Below are 19,549 nucleotides of genomic sequence, written 5' to 3'. Positions count from 1 at the left end.
ACACCGGCGCGACACTGTCACACCGGCGCGACCCGCTGCCAGGGCAGCAGCCGTTCCAGCTGCGCCGCGACCGCCAGGATCCGGCCCTCGCCGCCGGGCGGGGCGGCGATCTGCACGCCGAGCGGCGTTCCGGTCGCGGGGTGGATGCCCGCCGGCACGCTCGCGGCGGGCCACCCGGCCAGGTTCCACAACGACGGGAACGGCGCGAAGCGGATGTTGGCGACGAGGTTCGCGAGCCACGATCGGTCGCTCCACCGGTCCGCCGCGATCGGCGCGGACGCCAGGGTCGGCGTGATCACCACGTCATGCCCGGTGAAGTACCCGCGCAGCGCCCGGTCCAGCCGTTCGACCTGTCCCGGCTTCACGAACGTGGCCAGCGCGCGGCCCGCCGCGACGTGCCCGCGGGTGCGGGCCTGCAGCAGCGACGCGTCCAGTCCGGCCGCGTCGGCGGCGGTGCCCGCGGTCCACCTGGCGAGCAGCGGCAGCGGGTTCAGCGGGTACGGCAGCGGCGCCGTCGCGACCCGGTGCCCGGACCCGCCGAGCACGGCCGCCGCCCGTTCCGCCGCCGCCCGGCAGTGCGGGTCGACGCGCACCGCCGGGAGCGGGGATCGCACCGACACCGCGATCCGCAGCGCGCCGGGATCACCGACCTCGGCGAGATCGGGGCGGCCCGCCATCACCGACAGCAGCAGCGCCGCGTCCGCGACGGTCGTCGCCATCGGGCCGTTCTCCGACATGCCGAACCACGAGTCGACGCCGAGATCGGCGGGCACAACGCCGCGGCCCGGTTTGATGCCGAACACCCCGCAGGCCGCCGCCGGAATGCGGATCGAACCCATGCCGTCGGCGCCGTGCGCGCCGGGCACCATGCCGGACGCGACCGCGACCGCGGATCCGCCCGACGAGCCGCCAGCGGTGACACCCGGATTCCACGGATTGCGGGTGATCGCGGCCGGGGTGTCGGTGGCACCCCACACGCACAGTTCCGGGACGGCGGTCAACCCGACGACGACCGCACCTGCCGCCCGCAGTCGGGCCACCACCGGATGATCGGAGTCCGCGGGGGTCGCCGGTCCGGCGACCGAACCGTTCCCGAGCCGGTGGCCTGCGACCGGCACGTTGTCCTTGACCGCGATCGGCACCCCGGCCAGCGGCAGGGACGTCAGGTCGGGCCGGGCGGCGACGGCCGCGGCCTCGGCCCGCGCCTCGTCGGCGCGAACCGTGACGAATGCACCGAGCCGCGGGTCCCGCCTGGCGATCCGGGTCAGCGCGGCGTCGACGGCGGCGGTCGGGGTCAGTGTTCCGGTGCGCACCCGCGCGGCGACCGAGGAGACCGTGAACTCGGGGTCCATCCGTCCATTGTGCGCGGGAACCGGTGCCCGGCCCATCGACGCGGTGACCGGCTCAGCCGCCGTAGACGCTCGGGTCGAGGGTGCCGATGTACGGCAGGTCCCGGTAGCGCTCGGAATAGTCGAGTCCGTAGCCGACCACGAACTCGTTGGGGATGTCGAAACCGACCCACTCGACATCCACGTCGATCTTGGTTGCCTCGGGCTTGCGCAGCAGCGTCACCACGGTCAGCGAGGCCGGGTTGCGGGTCGACAGGTTGCGCATCAGCCAGGACAGCGTCAGCCCGGAGTCGATGATGTCCTCGACGATCAGCACGTTCCTGCCCGCGATGTCCTTGTCGAGGTCCTTGAGGATCCGCACCACTCCGGACGACGAGGTGGACGAGCCGTACGAGCTGACGGCCATGAACTCCATCTGCGTCGGGATCGGCAGCGCCCGCGCCAGGTCCGTCATGAAGAAGATCGCGCCCTTGAGGACGCCGACCAGCAGCAGATCCCCCTCGGGCGCGCCGTCCGGGAACTTCTCGGCGATCGCGGCGGCCAGCTCGGCCGTCTTGTCGCGGATCTCCTCTTCGGAGATCAGAACCGATGCGATGTCGCCTTCGTACACGGCGGGTGCCCCTTCGTTCATCGACCTGCCGGCTCGCGCGTGACGAACCCGACCGACAGCCTGCCATGCCGCCGGGACAGCACCAACCTGACATCCCGTCCGCCGCCGCCGAGCGCAACCCCACCCTGCCCTCGCCAGCGGCCGACGAGGTCGTCGGCCGCACGCAGCTGGGTCGCGGTGAGGCCGGTGGCCCCCCTGAGCTGCAGCCATTCCCGCAGCGCCCGCCTGCGGATCGCCGGGTGCGCCGGGGCGAGGATCTCGGTGTCGAGTTCGTCACCCGCGGCGTCCGAGGGCAGGGTCGCGGCGCGCCGCAGCCCGGACGCGGCCGCGTCGAGGACCTCGCCGTCCTCCCGGAGCTGTTCCGCGGTCCGGGCAAGGGCCGACGCGACGCCGCCGCCGAGGATCTGTTCGAGCAGGGGCAGCGCCTCGGTCCGCAGCCGGACCCTGGTGAACGCGGGATCGGCGTTGTGCGGGTCGCGGTGCGGCGGCACCCCGAGCTCGGCGCAGGCACGGTCGGTGACGGCCCGGCGCACCGGCAGCAGCGGCCGCCCCCACGGCGCGTCCCAGTCGCGCATGCCCGCGATCGATCGCGGACCGGATCCGCGGGCCAATCCGAGGAGCACCGTCTCGGCCTGGTCGTCGAGGGTGTGGCCGAGCAGCACCGGTCTGCCGTCCCGCGCCCCGTCGAGGGCGGCGTACCGGGCCCTGCGGGCTGCCGCCTCGACGCCACCCGGCCCGGTCACGTCGACCGGAAGCACCCTGGCGGTGACGCATCCCAGCGCCAGCGCCCGGTCCGCGGCGCGCCGCGCGACCGCCCCCGACCCGGCCTGCAACCGGTGGTCGACGACCAGGGCGTGCACGGGTCCCGCCTCGACGGCGGCGGCCGCGGTGAGGGCCAGCGAGTCGGCACCGCCGGACAGCGCGACCGCGACTCCGTCGACGGCGGGATGCGCGCGCAGCCACCGGCGGACCGCGTGCCGGACCTCGAGCAGCCCGGGGCCCACCGGCGGAGGGCTGTTCGTCACGCGAGCACCCGGGCGATCCACTTCGCCGGGTCGTCCACCTCCGCGGTGCTCGGGAGGGTGTCGGGTCCGGTCCAAATCGTGTTGAACGCGCTCATCCCGACCTCGGCGACGACGGCATCGACGAACGCCTTGCCCCGCACGTACTGGGCCATCTTCGCGTCGATGCCGAGCAGTGCGCGCAGCAACCGCTGCACGGGGTTGGTCCGGCGGGCGCGCCGCTGGTCGAAGGCGCGCCGGATCCGCGCGACCGACGGAACCACCGCAGGGCCGACGGCATCCATCACGTGGTCGGCGTGCCCCTCGAGGAGGGTGCCGAGCATCAACAGCCGGTCCAGGGCGGCACGCTGCGGTTCGGCCTGTGTCGCGCGGAGCAGGCCGACGACGCCGCGGTCCTCGGGGGCCTGCTCCCGGCCCGCCTGCCGGTCCCGGACCGCGGTGGTGAGCCTGCCGATCAGGTCGGTGAGCGAATCGTCGCCGACGGCACCGAGGGTCGCGACGGTCTCGCGCATGTACTCCGCGATCCACGGCGCCGACGAGAACTGCACGCGGTGCGTCACCTCGTGCAGGCACACCCAGAGCCGGAAGTCGCCGGGCGGCACCTGCAGGGTCCGTTCGACGCCGACGACGTTCGGCGCGACGAGCAGCAGGGTGCCGTGGTCCCCGGTGAACGGGTCGTACTGGCCGAGGATCGCCGACGAAAGGAAGGCCAGCACCGCGCCCGCCTGCACGCCTGCGGGGCGTCCGCGGAGCAGGCCGGTTTCGGCGGTGTCGTCACCGGTCAGGTGGGCCATCGACGCGGCGGCGGCGGTGATCCATCCGGCCCGGTCGACGATCCGCGCCTGCGGGACCGGCAACCCGTCGGCGAGCCCGGTGACCTCCCGCACCGGGCCCTCGGCCCGGACCGCGGCGGCGGACAGGTCCGCGACCACCGCTTCCGCGTCGGCGCGGCTGGTGCTCGGCCCCGGCCGGGTCAGCAGGACACCGGCGCGGGCGGCCCACTCCCAGTCGACCGCGCCAGCGAGCCCGCGTTCGCCGGTCACGTGCACCCACAGGACCGCAGGGTCGAGGCGATCGCGTCGAGGGCGGGCCTACTCGCGTCCGGTGCGCGGTCGTTGGACATCAACGCGAAGGTGAGGACCCGGTTTCCGACGTCGGTGACGTACCCGGCGAGGGCGCTGGCCTCGGACAGGGTGCCGGTCTTCGCCCGCACCCAGCCCGCGGCGCCGCCGCTGCCATACCGCGCGGACAGGGTCCCGGTCGCGCCGGCGACCGGGAGGTAGTCGAGCATCGGGCGGAGCGCGGGCGTGGCGTCACCGGTCGCCGCGGCCAGGATCCGGTCGAGGAGCCGCGCCGGGATGCGCCCGTCCACCGACAGCCCGCTGGCGTCGTGCAGCAGCACGCCACCGATGTCGAATCCGGCGGCGGACAGGGTGTCGGTGATCGCCGTCGTTGCGCCCGCGAAGGACGGTTCCGTGCCGACCCGCGCCGCGATCTCCCTGCCGATCGCCTCGGCGAGCACGTTGTCGGAGAACCGCATCATCTGCCCGAGCCGAACCCGGAGCGGCGCGGATTCGACCGACGCCAACGGCGCGGCACCGGAGGGTGCCGCGCCGAGCGTGACCCGGTCGGGGGCAACCCCGAACGCGGCGGCAAGGGCACGGCCCGCGTCGAGCGCCGGGGTTGCGCTGCGCGGCGACTCGTCCTCGAGCGGCCGCAGCCGTCCGCCGTCGAACATCACCGGTTCGATCGGGGCGATGTAGCCGGCGGCGACGTCGCCGGGCATCCAGCCCCGCGCCATCGGCGGTCCCGCGTAGGCACCGGTGTCCACGACAACCGACTGCACGGCCGTGCCGGTCCCGCGGACCTGCGCGATCAGGTCGTCGAGCCGCGGCGCGCCGGGGAAGAAGCCGGGCTGACCGGGCGGCTGAGCGGTCAGCGTCACGTCACCACCGCCGACAAGCACGATCTGGCCCGGCTCGATGCCCCGCACGACGCGGGTCGCGACCCGATGTTCGGGGGGCAACGCCAGCAGCGCCGCCGCCGCGGTGAGCACCTTCGTCGTCGAGGCCGGGATCATCGGCGTGTCGGCGCCCTGGCTCCACAGCACGGCGCCGGTGGTCGCGTCGGAGACGACGCCGGTGAACGAGCCGAGCCCCGGGTTCGCCAGTGCGGGTCCGAGGGCCGCCGCCAACGCGGCCGGGTTCGGTGCCGGGGCGTCCGCCGGAACGGGCGCGACCTGTGGTGTCGCGACCACCGGGGGCGGTGCCGCGACCGTCGTCGGGGTGACGTCGGCACCGAAGCCCAGGTCGGTCGGCTGCACCACCAGCACCGCGGCAACGGCGCCTGCGATCGCGACGGCGACCGCCCCGAGCAGCAGCCGGACCCGCTTGCGCCGTTGCGCGGCCAGCGACCCGATCGTGCGGTCTGACGCGCCTGCCTTCGCCAACGTCCCTCCGATGGTCGCTCCACGTTAGTTCTCCGCCATTATTCCCGACGGGCTACCCTGTCGATCGCACCATCCACCTGAAGACAAAGCGAGGAAACGCGTGTCGTTCGACGTCACCATCGAGATCCCGAAGGGTCAGCGCAACAAGTACGAGGTCGACCACGAGACCGGCCGCGTCAAGCTGGACCGCTACCTCTACACCTCCTTCGGCTACCCCGCCGACTACGGCTACATCGAGAACACCCTCGGCGAGGACGGCGATCCGCTGGACGCGATGGTGCTGCTCCCCGAGTCGGTGTTCCCCGGCGTCATCGTCGAGGCCCGCCCGGTCGGGATGTTCAAGATGGTCGACGAGGCAGGCGGCGACGACAAGGTGCTGTGCGTGGTCGACGGCGATCCGCGGTGGGACCACATCCAGGACATCTCCGACGTGTCGCAGTTCGAGCTCGACGCGATCAAGCACTTCTTCGTGCACTACAAGGATCTCGAGCCGAACAAGCATGTCACCGGCGCCGACTGGGTCGGGCGTGCCGAGGCGGAGAAGGTCATCGCCGAGGCATTCGAGCGGCTGAAGGCCAACGGCGGCCACTGAGCCGAAGGCCAACCGAGACGACTGAGCCGAAGGCCAACCGAGACGACTGAGCCGAAGGCCAACCGAGACGACTGAGGCGTCTTCCGCCGTCCCACGAAGGTGTGGGATTCCTCCCGGAACCCGGGCGGAATCCCACACTTTCGTCGTTTCGGCCCTGTCGGTGGGCGGCACTACGATTCGCCGGGTGACCGGATACGACGACACCGACATCTTCGGGGGCCTCGACGCCTCCACCCTGCCTGCCCGCCAGCAACGGATCCTGGCGACCGTTCGGGACTGGGCCGTCGCGCACGGGCACGCACCGAGCACCCGCGAGCTCGCGGACGAGATCGGCGTCAAGTCGACGTCCACGGTGTCGAGGCATCTGAAGGTGTTGGAGGACAAGGGTTTCCTGCGGCGCTCCGGCGCGGTGTCCCGACCGATCGACGTGCGCCCATTCCTCGGCGGTTCCGGCGCGGGCACCGGGTCGGACCGGTCGGTGTCCGTTCCGGTGGTCGGCGACATCGCCGCCGGCGCCCCGATCCTCGCGGAGCAGCACACCGACGAGACGCTGTCCCTGCCCCGCGACCTGGTCGGGTCGGGCACCGTGTTCGCGCTGCGGGTGCGCGGCGACTCGATGGTCGACGCCGCGATCTGCGACGGTGACGTCGTGGTGGTCAGGCAGCAGCACGAGGCGCATTCGGGTCAGATCGTCGCCGCGATGATCGACGGCGAGGCCACCGTGAAGGTGTACCGCAGGCGCGGCGGGCACGTCCTGCTCGAGCCCCGCAACCCCGCCTACCCCGTAATCGACGGGGACGAGGCGGTCGTGCTCGGCCGGGTGGTGTCGGTGATGCGCAGGCTCTGACCCGGCGCAGCACCGACCGGTCAGAAGTCGACGGCGTCCCGGACGATCGGGCAGGTCATGCAGTGCCCGCCGCCGCGGCCGCGGCCGAGTTCGGCGCCGACGATCGTGATCACCTCGACGCCCTGCTTGCGCAGCGCGGCGTTGGTGTGGGTGTTGCGGTCGTACGCGAACACGACCCCCGGCTCGGCGGCGACCAGGTTGTTGCCGCTGTCCCACTGCTGGCGTTCGTTGGCGTAGAAGCCGCCGCCGGTGGGGACGACGCGGAGCCTGTCGAAGTTCAGGGCCTCGGCGACCACGTCGACGAACGGCTTGCTCTCCTCGGTGACCTCGGGCGCGCCCCGGTCGCCGGGGCGCAGCGAAAAGGTGTGGATGCCGTCGACGATGTCCGGGAAGACCGTGACTAGGTCCCGGTCGGCGAAGGTGAAGACGGTGTCCAGGTGCATCGCGGCCCGCAGCTTCGGCATGCCCGCGACGATCACCCGCTCCGCGGCCCCGGCGTCGAAGAGTGACTGCGCGACCTGGGTGACCGCCTGCCGGGAGGTGCGTTCGCTCATCCCGACGAGGACCGCCCCGTTGCCGATCGGCATCACGTCGCCGCCCTCGAAGGTGGCCATTCCCCAGTCCTGCTCGGGGTCGCCCCACCAGATCGTCGCGCCGGTGAAGTCCGGATGGAACTGATAGATCGCCTTCATCAGCAGCGTCTCGTCGTGCCGCGCGGGCCAGTACAGCGGGTTGAGGGTGACCCCGCCGTACAGCCAGCAGGTGGTGTCGCGGGTGTAGAGGGTGTTCGGCAGCGGCGGCATCAGATACTCGCGCACCCCGGCCTGCTCGCGGGCCAGCGCGAAGTACTCGGGCCGGAAGTCGGCGGGCAGATCGGCGGTGGACAGGCCGCCGATCAGGTACTCGGCGAGGGTGCGGTCGCCGAGCTGGTCGAGGTAGGCGCGGACATCGTCGACGAGGCCGAGGCCGACCTCGTTGGCGACGACCTTGCGGTCGAGCAGCCACTGCTTCGCGCCGGGCACCGCGAGGGTCTCGGTGAGCAGGTTGTGCAGCTCGACCACTTCGACGCCGCGGTCGCGCATCTTCGCCGTGAAGTCGAAGTGGTCGCGCTTGGCGTTCTGCACCCACAACACGTCGTCGAAGAGCAGGTCGTCGCAGTTGGTCGGGGTGAGCCGCTCGTGGGCGAGGCCCGGAGCGCACACCAGGACCTTGCGCAGGGTGCCGACCTCGGAGTGGACACCGAAGGTTGCGGGTGCGGTCATCGTTTCGCTCTCCTAGATGGTGATGGCGCCGGTCGCGAGACCGACGATTCCGGCGAGTGCACCCAGGGCGACGACGGCGAACAGCGCCGCCTCCCATGGTGAGAACAGCCGCTTGCCCGCCTCCCTGCGGGTCAGCGCGAACAGGATGGTGCCCGGCGCGTAGATGATGCAGGAGAGCAGCAGGAACTCGAGGCCCGCCGCGACGATCATGAACGCGGTGTAGAAGGTGGCGATCCCGGCGAACACCAGCTCCTTCGTTCGGTTGCGCGGCTCCGCGTCGTAGGTCTCCCCCGTCCAGCCCAGCTTCAGCGCGTACGCGGCGGCCAGCAGGTACGGCACCAGTGACAGCGAGCTGCACAGCTTCAGGGTGAACGTGAAGGCGTCGTCGGAGAACAGCGTGGTGAGCAGCACCAGCTGGATGAGCACGGTGGTGAACAGCAGCGCGATCATCGGGACGTTGCGGTGGTTGACGCGGGCGAGGAAGGACGGCATGTCCCGGTCCTTCGCGGCGACGAACAGCACCTCGGCGGCCATCAGCGTCCACGCCAGGTAGGCGCCGAGCACCGACACGATCAGGCCGATGCTGATGAACCAGGCGCCCCAGGTGCCGACCGCGGACTCGAACACCGGCGACATCGACGGCTGCTGCAGGGTGGCCAGCTGGTCGCGCGGCATGATGCCGTAGGCCACCATCGTCACCGACGCGAAGATGGCGAGCACGCTGAGGAAGCCGAGGACGGTGGCCCGGCCGATGTCCTCGCGGCGGCGGGCGTACCGCGAATACACGCTGGCGCCCTCGATGCCGAGGAAGACGAACACCGTCACCAGCATCGTGGAGCGCACCTGCTCGAACAGCGACTCGGAGTACGCGTCGCCGCCGAGGAAGTTGTCGGCGAAGGTCCCTGCGTCGAAGAAGAACAGCAGGATCACGATGAAGAACAGGATCGGTACCAGCTTCGCGACGGTGACGATCTGGTTGATCGTCGCGGCCTCCTGCACCCCGCGCAGCACCATGTAGTGAAAGGCCCAGATGCAGGCGGTCGACAGCAGCACCGCCCAGATCGTGTTGCCCTCACCGAAGATCGGCAGGACCTGGCCGAGGGTGGACTTGATCAGCACCCAGTAGCTGACGTTGCCGACGCAGGCGCTCGCCCAGTAGCCGAACGCCGAGAAGAAGCCGAGGTACTCCCCGAATCCGGCCTTCGCGTACGCGTACACGCCCGCGTCGAGGTCGGGTTTGCGCACCGCCAGTGTCTGGAAGACGAAGGCCAGCATCAGCATGCCGGTGCCTGCGATGGCCCACGCGATCAGCGCCCCGAGCCCACCGGTCGCTGCGCCGAAGTTGCGGGGCAGGGAGAACACGCCCGCACCGACCATCGAGCCGACCACCATCGCCGACAGGGTCAGCAACGGCATCGTCTTCGTTGCGGTCCCCTCCGTTGTCGCCACTGCCTACCCCCGTGTGTCGTTCGACTCCGTCCGGTCGGGGTGATCCTCTCAACGCGGACGCCGGTGATGCCGTACGCCACGCTGAGCAGTGGCGGACGGGTTTCCGCGCCTCGACTACTGCCCGGTGGGGGCGGCGGAGATCATCGGGCGTCCTTCGCGAGGACCGGCCGCATCCGTTCGTAGTCCTCGACGAACCGGTCGAGGAGCCGGGTGAACTCGCGCAGGTCGGCGACGGGCCAGTCGGCGAGCAGGTGGGTGAGTTTCTCGTTGCGCAGCGCCCTGATCCGGGCGGCCACCTCGCGACCGCCCTCGGTGACGGCGAGGACGCTGGCCCTGCCGTCGGTGGGGTCGGGCTTGCGCTCCACGAGGCCACGGTCCACGAGTTGCGTGACCTGACGGCTCACGGTCGACGGGTCGGTGTACATCGACTCGGCGAGGCCGCTGGACCGCATCGGACCGTCGTGGATCAGCCGGAACAGGCACCCGTACACGGCGGGGTCGATGCCGTCGGTCGCCTTGGCGTGCGCGACGATCCGGTCCCGCACCCGCTGCAAGCGGACCACGTCGTTGCCGATCCGGTCGGCGAGGGGGGCAACTTCGTCCGGGGTCATGCTCGCGCTCCTTGGGTGCGTCACTCAACTGCTTGACGGCTGCAAGTATGTGGCGGGTCGTGCCCCTCCGGCAACCGGTTCTCAGCGACCCTTGAATTCGGGCGCGCGCTTCTGGAACACCGCGGCCATCGCCTCGCCGATGTCCTCGGACGGCAGGAACGCCGCGTTCCAGGCCGCGACGTAGCGGAGGCTGTCGTCGACGGCCGCGCTGCGACCGTGATCGAGCACGTCCTTGATGCCGTGCACGACCAGCGGCGGGTTTGCGGCGATCTCGGCGGCGGTCGCATGCGCGGCGGCGAGCACCGCGTCGGCGTCGGCGAACACGTCGGACACCAGGCCGATCTTCTCGGCACGGGCGGCGTCGATGTCCCGTCCGGTCAGCGCGAGCTCGCGCAGGTGGCCGTCACCGATGATCCTCGGCAGGCGGGCGAGGCTGCCCATGTCGGCGACGATCGCGACCTTGACCTCGCGGATGCTGAACTTCGCATCGACGCTGGCGTAGCGGATGTCCGCGGCGGAGATCAGGTCGACGCCGCCGCCGATGCACCAACCCTGGATCGCGGCGACGACCGGCTTGCGGCAATCGGCGACGGCGTTGATCCCACGCTGCATCGCCCTGATGTCGCCGTGGAAGGTGGTGCGCGGCCCGGCCTGCGCCTTGTCCCCGAGCACCGGCGCCATCATCGGGGCCATCGCGGCGAGGTCGAGGCCGAAGGAGAAGTGCTTGCCCTGCCCGGCGAGCACGATCGCCCGCACCTCGGGGTCGGCGTCGAGCTCGCCGAACAGCGGAACCAACTCGCTCCAGAAGTCGGGGCCCATCGCATTGCCCTTGCCGGGGCCGATCAGGGTCACCTGCGCGACGTGATCCTTGATGTCGACGGTGAATGCCTGCCACGATGCTCGAGTCATTACTCGAGAGTAACCAACGGCGACCCGGCTGGCCCGGCGACCGTCGCCGGGTCGGTGCGCGACGGGCCGGGTCAGTGCGCGAAGGCGCCCGCGAACACGCCAGCGACCGCGGACTGCACGGCCTCCCGGTCCACCTGCTCGGGGTCAACGGCGTGCTCGAGCATCAACCCCGAGATCAGCGCCATCACGGTGATCGCGAGGGTGCGGGGGTCGACCCGGTCGGCGATCCCCCACTCCCCGGCCCGCTCGCCGATGAGGTCCTCGAGTTGACGCCGCAGCGACCGCCGTTCCCGCAGGTAGGCCTCGGCGATCGCGGGTTCGCGGGCGGCCTGGACGCCGAACTCCAGCACCAGCAGCGCCCATCCGGGGTCACCGACCAGCCAGGTGCTGATCGTCTCGCCGCCACGTCCGGCCGCGTCGGCGACGGCAAGGCCCGAGATCTCGGCGAGCACCCGGCCCGCCACCTCAAGGGACCGTTCGGCGAACAGTTCGGCGAACAGGTCCTGCTTCGACTCGAAGTTGGAGTAGACGGCGCCCTTCGTGAATCCGGCCCGGCGCGCGATCTCGGCCAGCCGGGCCGCCGCGAAGCCGCGTTCGGCGAATTCCTCGGCCGCGGCTTCGAGCAGGCGGCGGCGCACCTCCGTCCTGGACGGCCGGGTCAGCACCTCCGGCGCCGCGGGACGTCGGCCAGCTTCGGTTGTCGCGCTCGACTCGGTTTCCATGGTGACCATCTTCACGCCTGCGCTTCCGCCTCACGCTTGACCTCCCCCCAAGCCGATACCTACGGTATTCAATACTTTAGGTATTGAAAAGCGACCGGGGGGAACCACCACATGAGCGTCACCGACGTCGACCCGACGACCGGCGAATCCACACCACACCGGTCCACCAGCCCGACCGACCGCTACACCCCCCGCCAGATCCTGGTCGGGGTGGCGATCGGCGTCCTGCTGCTCCAACTCGGGTTCATCACCAGCTACGTCGCCGCCTTCCACCAGCCGACGCCGCGGGACATCCCGATCGCCGTCGTCGCGGATCCCGGGCTGCCCGCCGGGACGGACCGACAGGTCGTCGATCGCCTGAATGCGATCGACGGCCACCCGGTACAGGCCAGGGTCGCCGCCACCACCTACCAGGTCCGCACCCTGATCTCGGATCGGGAGGTGATGGGCGGATACCTGGTCGCCGCATCCGGTCCCGACACCCTGATCACCGCGAGCGGTGCAGGCAGTTCCGCCGCGACCGCGCTCGAGGACATCTTCACCCGGGTCGACGCCGCGCAGGGTCGCACCTTCGACGTGCGGGACGAGGTCCCGGTCGGTGTCCACGACAATCGCGGGCTGTCCGGCTTTTACCTCTCGATCGGCTGGGTGGTCGGCGGATACCTGCTTGCCGCGGCAATCGGCCTCCTGATCGGGGCGCCGCGCACCCTGCGCGAGGCGGGCCTGCACACCGCACTGATGGCGGTCTACGCGCTGCTGTCCGGCTTCCTCGGGGCGCTGATCGCCGCGAACCTGCTCGGGACGTTCACCGGTCATCTGCTGCCGCTGTCGCTGCTCGGCGCCGGTGTGGTGTTCGCGACCGGGATGTTCACGATGGGCCTGCGGGCGCTGATCGGCATCCTCGCCGTTCCGCTCGCGATCCTGATCTTCGTGGTACTCGGAAACCCCAGCGCCGGAGGCGCATTCGGATCGAATGTGCTGCCCGAGTTCTATGCGGCGATCGGCAGCTGGATCACCCCAGGAGCGGGCACCGAGGGGGTGCGGAGCATCGTCTACTTCCATGGCACCGGCGTCGGGCAGCCGATCGTGACCCTGGTGACCTACGCACTGGTCGGGCTCGTGACGGTATTCGCCTGCACGGCCCGCACCGCTCGGCGAGGGCGCGTGCACTGAAACCGGCTGGACGGGTGGGGACTGCGCTCATGACCCCGGATTCAACCAACCAGCCGTTCGTCGCAGTCGACGATGACGGCGCGGCAAAACATCGGTAAACTGCGACTCCTGATGTGCACACGAGGAGACGTGCGCGTGGAAGGCCCGGCCAGTAGTCCGCGACGGGAGATCCAGTGCCGTCGCGGATCGTGAGCACGGCGATCGCCACCATCGCGGTCATGACCGCCGCGGGGTTCTGCGCCCCCACCGCGCACGCGGCCGCCCGGATCGAAGGCACCTACCAGGCTCCGGGCGTCCTCACCGTGACTTGGGACGACGGCCGCGAGCTCGGGTGCGAGGCCCCGCGAACGCAGCAACCGGGCGGCCATACCGTCATCTACCCGAACGACCCCGCGAGCGGGCCGCACCCCATAGTCGTATGGGGCAACGGCACAGGCTTCGGCACCGATTCGACGTGCTCCTACCATGACGCGCTGGTACACCTCGCGTCCTGGGGATTCGTGGTGGTCGCCCCCAACAGCGGCGCGGTCGGGGACGGCACCGCCCTGCTGGCGGCGGTCGACCACGCCGTCGAGCTGAACGACGACCCGTCGAGTCCGCTGCATAACCGACTCGACACCGACCGGATCGCGGCCGTCGGGCACTCGCAGGGGGCGGGGGGCGCGGTCACCGCGGCCCGGTCGTCCGCGGGCCGCATCGTCAGCGTCGTCGCCCTCGCGTTCGCCGATCCCACCCCACTGTGGTGGTGGCCGGTGGGCCTGCCGGTACCCACCGCTGCTGGACTCTCCGCCCCGATCTTCCTCGTCCGCGGCACGGGCGACTGGCTGGCAACCGAGCGCGGCCAGCGCATCTACTTCGACCAGGTTTCCGGGGCCGCGGCCAAGGCGGCACTGGTGGGCGGCGACCACCTCGACCTCACCGGGGCACTCGGATACGTCACGGCGTGGCTGCGGTACTCACTGGCCGGCTACGTCTTCGCCCGGCGCGCGTTCGTGGGGGACGGCGCCGGGCCGCCCGAGTTGGCGACCAACATCGCGCCGGGCGGCCACTGGCGTGAGGTCGCCCTCAAGAACCTGCCCTTCTGCGCGGGCTGTCCGCCCGGCAGTTGATCGCAGCATGCGCCGCGATGCGGCCAAACCATAGGAGCGTCCCGACATTTCGGCGCGCGAAGGATGCCCGCCGGTCCTAGGGTGGGGCATGGCGAGGACACTGCAACCCGAGGCCGCGAATGTCGCGAGGACACTGATCTCGCGGGGCCACCACGGAGTGGTGGTCACTCAGGACCGGCCGACCCGCACCGCCGCCGAAGCCGCCGCGACCCTCGGCGTCGACATCGGCGCGATCACCAAGTCCCTGGTCTTCCTCCTCGACGACGAGCCGGTCCTGCTGCTGGTGTCGGGTTCCCACCAGGTGGACACGGAGCGCACCGGCAAACGTCTCGAGGGGATGCTCACCCGCGCCCCCGCCGAACTGGTGGTGCAGGTGACCGGTCAGCCGCTCGGCGGCGTCGCCCCGGTTGGGCACCCGACCAACCTGTCCACCTACATCGACACCGCCCTCGAGGCCTACCCGGAACTGTGGGCGGCGGCGGGGCACCCGGGCGCCATGTTCCGGACCACGTTCCGCGAGCTGGTCCGGATCACGGCCGGTCTGGCCATCGACGTCGACTGATCCCCGCCCCTGCGGGTCGCGGCGCCGACGCTAGTGCGCCGCCGCGCCGCTCGTCACGCGCTCGCGCACGAACTCGCCCACCGCGCCGACCAAACGGTCGACATCGGCGCCGCTGCTGCCGAGCCCGAGGCTGGCGCGGACCGCGCCCGCGCCATGACCGAGCCGGGTCAGCAGCGGGTGCGCGCAGAACTTACCGTCCCGCACGCCGATGCCGTACCGGTCGGACAGGAACGTCGCGACCTCACGGGGTTCGGCGCCGGCGACGGTGAAGGTGACGATGCCGACGGCGTCCGGGGAGTCCGGCCAAATGCGCAGCACCCGAACCCCGGTGATCGCGTCGAGCCCGGCGGTCAAGCGGTCGCACAGCACCCGCTCGTGCAGCTCGGCGGCGTCGGCGTCGAATCCGGCGAGCGCCTCGCAGGCGGCGGCGATCGCGACGGCACCGAGAACGTTCGGGGTGCCCGCCTCGTGCCGCTGCGGGGCGGCGGCCCACTGCACGGCGTCGATCTCGACGTTCTTGGTGGCCCCGCCACCGGCAAGGTACGGCTCGGCGGCGTCGAGCCAGTCGGCGCGCCCGACGAGGGCGCCTGCGCCGAACGGCGCGTACAGCTTGTGCCCGGAGAAGGCGAGGTAGTCGACGCCGAGGTCGGCGATGTCGACGCGGCGGTGCGGCAACAACTGCGCGGCATCGACGAGGATGCGGGCGCCGCACTCGTGGGCAATCCGCGCGAGCCGGGCGATCGGCAGCACCTCGCCGGTGACGTTGGAGGCGCCGGTGACGGCGAGCAGCGCCGCCGGGCGGGTGCACAGTTCGGCGACGATCCGCTGCACCGTCTCCTCGACGGTGTCCGCGGACCGGACGACGCGGGCGCCGTTCCGATTCCAGGACAACAGGTTTGCGTGGTGCTCGATGTCGAGGACCACGGTCTCACCCGGCACGCAGGAGGCGAGCAGGTTCAGTGCGTCGGTGGTGTTTCGGGTGAACACCACGACGTCGTCGGCGCGGGCCCCAACGAAGTCCGCGACCACGCCGCGGGCGCCCTCGTAGCGGTCGGTGCACACCTGGGAGGCGTAGCCCGCGCCGCGGTGCACGCTGGCGTAGAACGGCAGCAGTTCCTGCACCCGGTCCGCGACCGCGGTCAGGGCCGGGGCGCTGGCGGCGTAGTCGAAGTTGGCGTACCTGACCGAGGTGCCGTCAGTGAGCGGCGCCACCAGGTCTCCACCACAGACGGGCGCGAAAGATGCCGTGCCGGAACAGTTTCCGTCGAAAGTGGTGGCGACCTGGGGGGTGGTGTCGAGTACAGCGGTCATGGCGTCATCCCTTACGTCAAGGGACCCGTGCGATGGAGAGGTGGTGCATCGAGTCCGCGCTTGCCGTGTCCGGAATTGGAAGCACGGCCAGGTCGTCACCCGGGGCACCCCACCGCGGTGGAGGGTTGCCGGCCAGCAAGCCGGGGCTACACGCTGGCACTCATAACCTGAGCAGAGAATGGCAGCATCGGCGTCGCACTGTCAACCCCCGCCCACCGAGTGCGCCTGTGACCTCGACCACCGCGATGCCCGACATCTGCGGCGCCGCCGTTGCGGCAGTACGTTGGACCCGACCCCGAATGTCCTACGGAGGGAACGGCCATGGCTCGCGTCGTCGTCATCGGTGGCCACGGAAAGGTGGCCCTGCACCTGGCACGGATCCTCAGCGGACGCGGCGACGAGGTGACCGCGGTGATCCGCAACCCCGACCATGCCGCCGACGTCGTTGCCGCGGGGGCAACACCGGTACTCGCCGACGTCGAGAACCTGAGCGGCGAACAGCTCGCGGAGGTGCTGCGCGGGCAGGACGCCGTTGTCTGGTCGGCGGGCGCGGGCGGCGGCAACCCCGACCGTACCTACGCCGTGGACCGGGACGCCGCGATCCGGTCGATGGACGGCGCCGAGGCCGCGGGCGTGCGGCGGTACGTGATGGTCTCCTACCTCGGATCAAGGACGGACCACGGTGTCCCACCGGACAATTCGTTCTATGCCTACGCGGAGGCAAAGGCCGCCGCCGACCAGCACCTGCGCGGCACCGCCCTGGGCTGGACGATTCTCGGCCCCGGCACACTGACCCTCGCCCCGGGGACGGGCCGGGTCGAGGTGAGTCCGACGCCCACCGCGCATGCGGTGAGCCGGGAGGACGTCGCCGCTGTCGCGGCCGCCGCCCTTGCCGACCCGACCACCGTGCGCCGCACGATCCCGTTCAACAACGGTCCGACCCCGATCGCCGAGGCGATCACCACGCACTGACCGCCCCCGCGGGTCAGCCGGGCGCCGACCCTGGGTGACTACCCGCTGCGCCGCAGCCGCTGGGTCAGCCGGTGCGCCTGTCGCAGCAGCAGTTCCCCGAGTTCCGGGCGCCGCTCGTCGCGGAACCGACTCTCCACGCCGGTCAGACTCAACGCCCACTCGGGCCGACCCGCCGCGTCGAAAACCGCGGCGCCCATCCCCCAGCTGCCCTCGACGAGCAGGGCGGGATTGACGCAGTACCCGGCCAGCCGGGTCACTATGACCCGCGCCCGGATGCCGTCGCTGTCGTGGTCGACCCCCCACTGCGCGGTCAGGTCCCGCCGTTCCAGGTACTCCTCGACCTCCCGATCCGGCAGGTGCGAGAGGATCGCCAGCCCGGCGGACGCGACCCCGAGCGGCAGTCGCAACCCGACGTGCAGGACGTGCGAGCGCAGCGGGAAGCTGCCCTCCTCGCTCGCGATGCACACCGTCTCGTCGCCGCGTCGCGCGGAGAGGAAGGCGCTCTCGCCGGTCTCGCGCGCCAGGTCCCGCAGGATGTCGCGACCCAGATCGGTGATGTCGTAGCGGCCGGCCGCCTGCGCGCCGAGCAGGTACAGCTCCGGGCCGAGCGCCCACCGCCCCGACCGGTGGTCCCGGTCGACCAGCCCCTCCTCGGCGAGCGCGGTCAGCAGGCGGTGCGCGGTCGGTCGGGCCAGGTTCGTTGCCCGGGCGAGCTCGGACGTCGACGCGCCCGCCGACACCCCCGAGAGTGCGCGCAGCAGGGCACCGACGCGACGGATCACCTGCGGCCTCAGCGGCTCCTCCATGACCCGATCCTACGTCCACTCAGTGAACGGCATGGCCGTGAAGGTCCATCAAACGAGCAGTGTCCGCCGATTCCTCCTCCCCTCTTGAAACCCTGGGAGCTGCGCACTTAAGTGGCCACCAGGAATTGAACCGCGGCGTCCGAGAAGTGAACATGATCCACCCGTTCGGACCGCGGACGCGTCAAGGGAAGGAACTTTTCGATGGGAACGACCCTGTGCACTACACCGGCCGAGGCGGTCGCCGACATCGGCGAGGGCGCCACCATCGCGGTCGGCGGGTTCGGGCTGTGCGGGATCCCCGACGCCCTGATCGCCGCGCTCCGCGATTCCGGGGTCGGCAACCTCGAGGTGTTCTCCAACAACTGCGGCGTGGACGATCACGGCCTCGGGATCCTGCTGGGCGGTGGGCAGATCAGCCGGGTGACCGCCTCCTACGTTGGGGAGAACCGGGAATTCGCGCGCCAGTACCTGGCCGGCGAACTGGAGGTCGAACTGACCCCGCAGGGCACCCTCGCCGAACGCCTGCGGGCCGGGGGCGCGGGCATCCCCGCCTTCTTCACCCCGGCGGGGGTCGGCACCCCCGTCGCCGACGGCGGCCTGCCGTGGCGCTACCACGCCGACGGCTCCGTCGCGGTCGCGTCCCCGCCGAAGGAGACCCGGGAGTTCGGCGACAAGCGGTACGTGATGGAACACGGCATCACCGCCAGCTTCGCGCTCGTGCACGCGGTCCGCGGCGACACCGCAGGCAACCTGGTCTTCGACAAGACCGCCCTGAACTTCAACCCGCTGGCCGCGATGGCGGGCAAGGTCACCATCGCGCAGGTCGAGGAGCTCGTCCCGGCAGGCGAACTCGACCCCGCCCAGGTGCACCTGCCCGGCGTGTTCGTCCAGCGGATCGTGCACACCGGCCCCCAGCACAAGCGCATCGAAAAGCGCACCGTCACACCTTCGGCCGAGCCGAACATCACAGCAGAAGGAGCCTCGGCATGACCGGTTGGACCCGCGACGAGATGGCCGCCCGCGCGGCCGCGGAGATGATCGACGGCGAGTACGTCAACCTCGGCATCGGACTGCCGACGCTGATCCCCGGCTATCTCACCGACGCCGTGCGGGTGACGCTGCACTCGGAGAACGGAATCCTCGGCACCGGCCCCTACCCCACCGATGACGCGGTCGACCCCGACCTGATCAATGCGGGCAAGGAGACCGTCACCGTCAACCCCGGTGCCGCGTACTTCGATTCGGCGTTGTCGTTCGGCATGATTCGCGGCGGCCACATCGACACCGCGGTGCTCGGCGGCATGCAGGTCTCCGCGACCGGCGACCTCGCCAACTGGATGGTGCCCGGCAAGATGGTCAAGGGGATGGGTGGGGCGATGGATCTGGTGCACGGCGCGAGCCGGGTCATCGTGGTGATGGAGCACACCGACCGGGACGGCGGCGCGAAGATCGTTCGGGAGTGCAGCCTGCCGCTGACCGGGCGGGGGGTGGTCGACCGGATCATCACCAATCTCGCCGTGATCGACGTGGGCGGCGACGGCACCCTCGCGCTGGTCGAACTCGCGCCGGGGGTCACCCTCGCCGAGGTTGCCGCCGCGACCGACGCCCCGCTGGATGCCCGGCTCCCCGAACTGGTCTGAGCGCGAGTCACTTTCGAAAGGAGATATCCATGACGGAGAACGTCTCGGTCATTGTTGCCGGGGCCCGCACCCCGATGGGACGCCTGCAGGGCGCACTGAAGGACTTCTCGGGATCCGACCTCGGCGGCATCGCCATCCGCGGCGCCCTCGACAA

General features: G+C 71.3%; 20 protein-coding genes, 1 pseudogene and 1 riboswitch. Of the genes and pseudogenes, 9 read left to right on the top strand and 12 right to left on the bottom strand.

Annotated elements, in window-relative coordinates:
• Nucleotides 1–17: 17 nt before the first annotated feature.
• From ACWF62_RS01680 to dacB, 5 genes are read right to left on the bottom strand one after another with little or no spacing between them, the layout of a single operon-like run.
• Nucleotides 18–1,352 carry an amidase gene (locus tag ACWF62_RS01680; RefSeq protein WP_452629290.1) on the bottom strand — a complete coding sequence of 445 codons (1,335 nt, stop codon included), beginning with the start codon at nucleotides 1,350–1,352 and terminating at the stop codon, nucleotides 18–20.
• Nucleotides 1,353–1,404: 52 nt separating this feature from the next.
• The gene (gene hpt, locus ACWF62_RS01675) at nucleotides 1,405–1,959 is read right to left on the bottom strand and encodes a hypoxanthine phosphoribosyltransferase (RefSeq protein WP_378507489.1); all 555 of its coding nucleotides are present in this window, start codon (nucleotides 1,957–1,959) and stop codon (nucleotides 1,405–1,407) included.
• Nucleotides 1,960–1,976: 17 nt separating this feature from the next.
• A complete protein-coding gene (tilS, locus tag ACWF62_RS01670; RefSeq protein ID WP_378507490.1) occupies nucleotides 1,977–2,984 on the bottom strand; it encodes a tRNA lysidine(34) synthetase TilS in 1,008 nt (335 codons plus the stop codon).
• Nucleotides 2,981–4,024 (bottom strand): zinc-dependent metalloprotease, encoded by a 1,044-nt coding sequence (locus ACWF62_RS01665; RefSeq protein ID WP_378507491.1) that lies wholly within the window; start codon nucleotides 4,022–4,024, stop codon nucleotides 2,981–2,983. Before ACWF62_RS01665 ends, tilS begins: the two co-directional genes overlap by 4 nt.
• The gene (gene dacB, locus ACWF62_RS01660; RefSeq protein ID WP_378507549.1) at nucleotides 4,021–5,400 is read right to left on the bottom strand and encodes a D-alanyl-D-alanine carboxypeptidase/D-alanyl-D-alanine endopeptidase; all 1,380 of its coding nucleotides are present in this window, start codon (nucleotides 5,398–5,400) and stop codon (nucleotides 4,021–4,023) included. The genes ACWF62_RS01665 and dacB overlap by 4 nt, the downstream gene beginning before the upstream one ends.
• Nucleotides 5,401–5,530: 130 nt before the next feature.
• Between dacB and ACWF62_RS01655 the strand changes: the two genes are divergently transcribed.
• Both ACWF62_RS01655 and lexA read left to right on the top strand, forming a co-directional pair.
• A complete protein-coding gene (locus tag ACWF62_RS01655) occupies nucleotides 5,531–6,022 on the top strand; it encodes an inorganic diphosphatase (RefSeq protein WP_378507492.1) in 492 nt (163 codons plus the stop codon).
• Between the two features lie 184 nt (nucleotides 6,023–6,206).
• On the top strand, nucleotides 6,207–6,869 hold the full coding sequence (lexA, locus tag ACWF62_RS01650) for a transcriptional repressor LexA (RefSeq protein WP_452629289.1): 663 nt from the start codon (nucleotides 6,207–6,209) through the stop codon (nucleotides 6,867–6,869).
• A gap of 20 nt (nucleotides 6,870–6,889) precedes the next feature.
• Here lexA and ACWF62_RS01645 read toward each other — a convergent pair whose 3' ends face one another.
• From ACWF62_RS01645 to ACWF62_RS01625, 5 genes are all read right to left on the bottom strand, one after another.
• Complete coding sequence (locus tag ACWF62_RS01645; protein WP_378507494.1) at nucleotides 6,890–8,131, bottom strand: arginine deiminase; 1,242 nt, start codon at nucleotides 8,129–8,131, stop codon at nucleotides 6,890–6,892.
• Nucleotides 8,132–8,143: 12 nt separating this feature from the next.
• A complete protein-coding gene (locus tag ACWF62_RS01640) occupies nucleotides 8,144–9,580 on the bottom strand; it encodes a basic amino acid/polyamine antiporter (RefSeq protein WP_378507495.1) in 1,437 nt (478 codons plus the stop codon).
• Between the two features lie 140 nt (nucleotides 9,581–9,720).
• Nucleotides 9,721–10,191: a MarR family winged helix-turn-helix transcriptional regulator gene (locus ACWF62_RS01635; RefSeq protein ID WP_378507496.1), complete on the bottom strand. Its 471-nt coding sequence runs from the start codon at nucleotides 10,189–10,191 to the stop codon at nucleotides 9,721–9,723.
• Between the two features lie 81 nt (nucleotides 10,192–10,272).
• On the bottom strand, nucleotides 10,273–11,100 hold the full coding sequence (locus tag ACWF62_RS01630) for a crotonase/enoyl-CoA hydratase family protein (protein WP_378507497.1): 828 nt from the start codon (nucleotides 11,098–11,100) through the stop codon (nucleotides 10,273–10,275).
• A 71-nt stretch (nucleotides 11,101–11,171) separates the two neighbouring features.
• Nucleotides 11,172–11,738: a TetR/AcrR family transcriptional regulator gene (locus tag ACWF62_RS01625; protein ID WP_378507550.1), complete on the bottom strand. Its 567-nt coding sequence runs from the start codon at nucleotides 11,736–11,738 to the stop codon at nucleotides 11,172–11,174.
• A 195-nt stretch (nucleotides 11,739–11,933) separates the two neighbouring features.
• Here ACWF62_RS01625 and ACWF62_RS01620 point away from each other — a divergent pair, with 195 nt between their 5' ends.
• The 3 genes from ACWF62_RS01620 to ACWF62_RS01610 all read left to right on the top strand — a co-directional run bounded on the left by ACWF62_RS01620 (nucleotide 11,934) and on the right by ACWF62_RS01610 (nucleotide 14,666).
• Complete coding sequence (locus ACWF62_RS01620; RefSeq protein WP_452629288.1) at nucleotides 11,934–12,995, top strand: hypothetical protein; 1,062 nt, start codon at nucleotides 11,934–11,936, stop codon at nucleotides 12,993–12,995.
• Nucleotides 12,996–13,183: 188 nt separating this feature from the next.
• A complete protein-coding gene (locus ACWF62_RS01615; protein ID WP_452629287.1) occupies nucleotides 13,184–14,104 on the top strand; it encodes a poly(ethylene terephthalate) hydrolase family protein in 921 nt (306 codons plus the stop codon).
• Nucleotides 14,105–14,192: 88 nt separating this feature from the next.
• Nucleotides 14,193–14,666 (top strand): YbaK/EbsC family protein, encoded by a 474-nt coding sequence (locus tag ACWF62_RS01610; protein WP_378570408.1) that lies wholly within the window; start codon nucleotides 14,193–14,195, stop codon nucleotides 14,664–14,666.
• A 30-nt stretch (nucleotides 14,667–14,696) separates the two neighbouring features.
• Here ACWF62_RS01610 and ACWF62_RS01605 read toward each other — a convergent pair whose 3' ends face one another.
• The gene (locus ACWF62_RS01605) at nucleotides 14,697–15,977 is read right to left on the bottom strand and encodes an aminotransferase class V-fold PLP-dependent enzyme (protein WP_378507501.1); all 1,281 of its coding nucleotides are present in this window, start codon (nucleotides 15,975–15,977) and stop codon (nucleotides 14,697–14,699) included.
• A 51-nt stretch (nucleotides 15,978–16,028) separates the two neighbouring features.
• Nucleotides 16,029–16,145, bottom strand: a riboswitch (SAM riboswitch).
• Between the two features lie 153 nt (nucleotides 16,146–16,298).
• On the opposite strand from ACWF62_RS01605, the gene ACWF62_RS01600 reads away from it, so the two are divergent.
• Nucleotides 16,299–16,949, top strand: coding sequence for an SDR family oxidoreductase (locus ACWF62_RS01600; RefSeq protein ID WP_378507502.1), 651 nt, complete (start codon nucleotides 16,299–16,301; stop codon nucleotides 16,947–16,949).
• 38 nt (nucleotides 16,950–16,987) lie between these two features.
• Here the strand turns inward: ACWF62_RS01600 and ACWF62_RS01595 are convergent, their stop codons facing one another.
• Nucleotides 16,988–17,755, bottom strand: coding sequence for an IclR family transcriptional regulator (locus ACWF62_RS01595; protein WP_452629286.1), 768 nt, complete (start codon nucleotides 17,753–17,755; stop codon nucleotides 16,988–16,990).
• A gap of 201 nt (nucleotides 17,756–17,956) precedes the next feature.
• On the opposite strand from ACWF62_RS01595, the gene ACWF62_RS01590 reads away from it, so the two are divergent.
• The 3 genes and pseudogenes from ACWF62_RS01590 to ACWF62_RS01580 form a co-directional block, all read left to right on the top strand.
• Nucleotides 17,957–18,745 (top strand): CoA transferase subunit A, encoded by a 789-nt coding sequence (locus ACWF62_RS01590; RefSeq protein WP_452629285.1) that lies wholly within the window; start codon nucleotides 17,957–17,959, stop codon nucleotides 18,743–18,745.
• The gene (locus ACWF62_RS01585) at nucleotides 18,742–19,395 is read left to right on the top strand and encodes a 3-oxoacid CoA-transferase subunit B (protein WP_452629284.1); all 654 of its coding nucleotides are present in this window, start codon (nucleotides 18,742–18,744) and stop codon (nucleotides 19,393–19,395) included. The genes ACWF62_RS01590 and ACWF62_RS01585 overlap by 4 nt, the downstream gene beginning before the upstream one ends.
• A 29-nt stretch (nucleotides 19,396–19,424) precedes the next feature.
• Nucleotides 19,425–19,549, top strand: a pseudogene (locus ACWF62_RS01580) (acetyl-CoA C-acyltransferase); the annotation flags it as partial.

It is taken from the genome of Rhodococcus sp. NPDC054953, assembly GCF_053609225.1.
This window is presented reverse-complemented; position numbering and strand designations above follow the sequence as displayed.

Bases quoted from the DNA above. Each gene is read 5' to 3' on its own strand.
- ACWF62_RS01680 (WP_452629290.1), bottom strand. From the start codon at position 1,352: ATGGACCCCGAGTTCACGGTCTCCTCGGTCGCCGCGCGGGTGCGCACC.
- ACWF62_RS01645 (WP_378507494.1), bottom strand. From the start codon at position 8,131: ATGACCGCACCCGCAACCTTCGGTGTCCACTCCGAGGTCGGCACCCTG.
- ACWF62_RS01635 (WP_378507496.1), bottom strand. From the start codon at position 10,191: ATGACCCCGGACGAAGTTGCCCCCCTCGCCGACCGGATCGGCAACGAC.
- ACWF62_RS01630 (WP_378507497.1), bottom strand. From the start codon at position 11,100: ATGACTCGAGCATCGTGGCAGGCATTCACCGTCGACATCAAGGATCAC.
- ACWF62_RS01620 (WP_452629288.1), top strand. From the start codon at position 11,934: ATGAGCGTCACCGACGTCGACCCGACGACCGGCGAATCCACACCACAC.
- ACWF62_RS01610 (WP_378570408.1), top strand. From the start codon at position 14,193: ATGGCGAGGACACTGCAACCCGAGGCCGCGAATGTCGCGAGGACACTG.
- ACWF62_RS01605 (WP_378507501.1), bottom strand. From the start codon at position 15,977: ATGACCGCTGTACTCGACACCACCCCCCAGGTCGCCACCACTTTCGAC.
- ACWF62_RS01600 (WP_378507502.1), top strand. From the start codon at position 16,299: ATGGCTCGCGTCGTCGTCATCGGTGGCCACGGAAAGGTGGCCCTGCAC.
- ACWF62_RS01595 (WP_452629286.1), bottom strand. From the start codon at position 17,755: ATGGAGGAGCCGCTGAGGCCGCAGGTGATCCGTCGCGTCGGTGCCCTG.
- ACWF62_RS01590 (WP_452629285.1), top strand. From the start codon at position 17,957: ATGGGAACGACCCTGTGCACTACACCGGCCGAGGCGGTCGCCGACATC.
- ACWF62_RS01585 (WP_452629284.1), top strand. From the start codon at position 18,742: ATGACCGGTTGGACCCGCGACGAGATGGCCGCCCGCGCGGCCGCGGAG.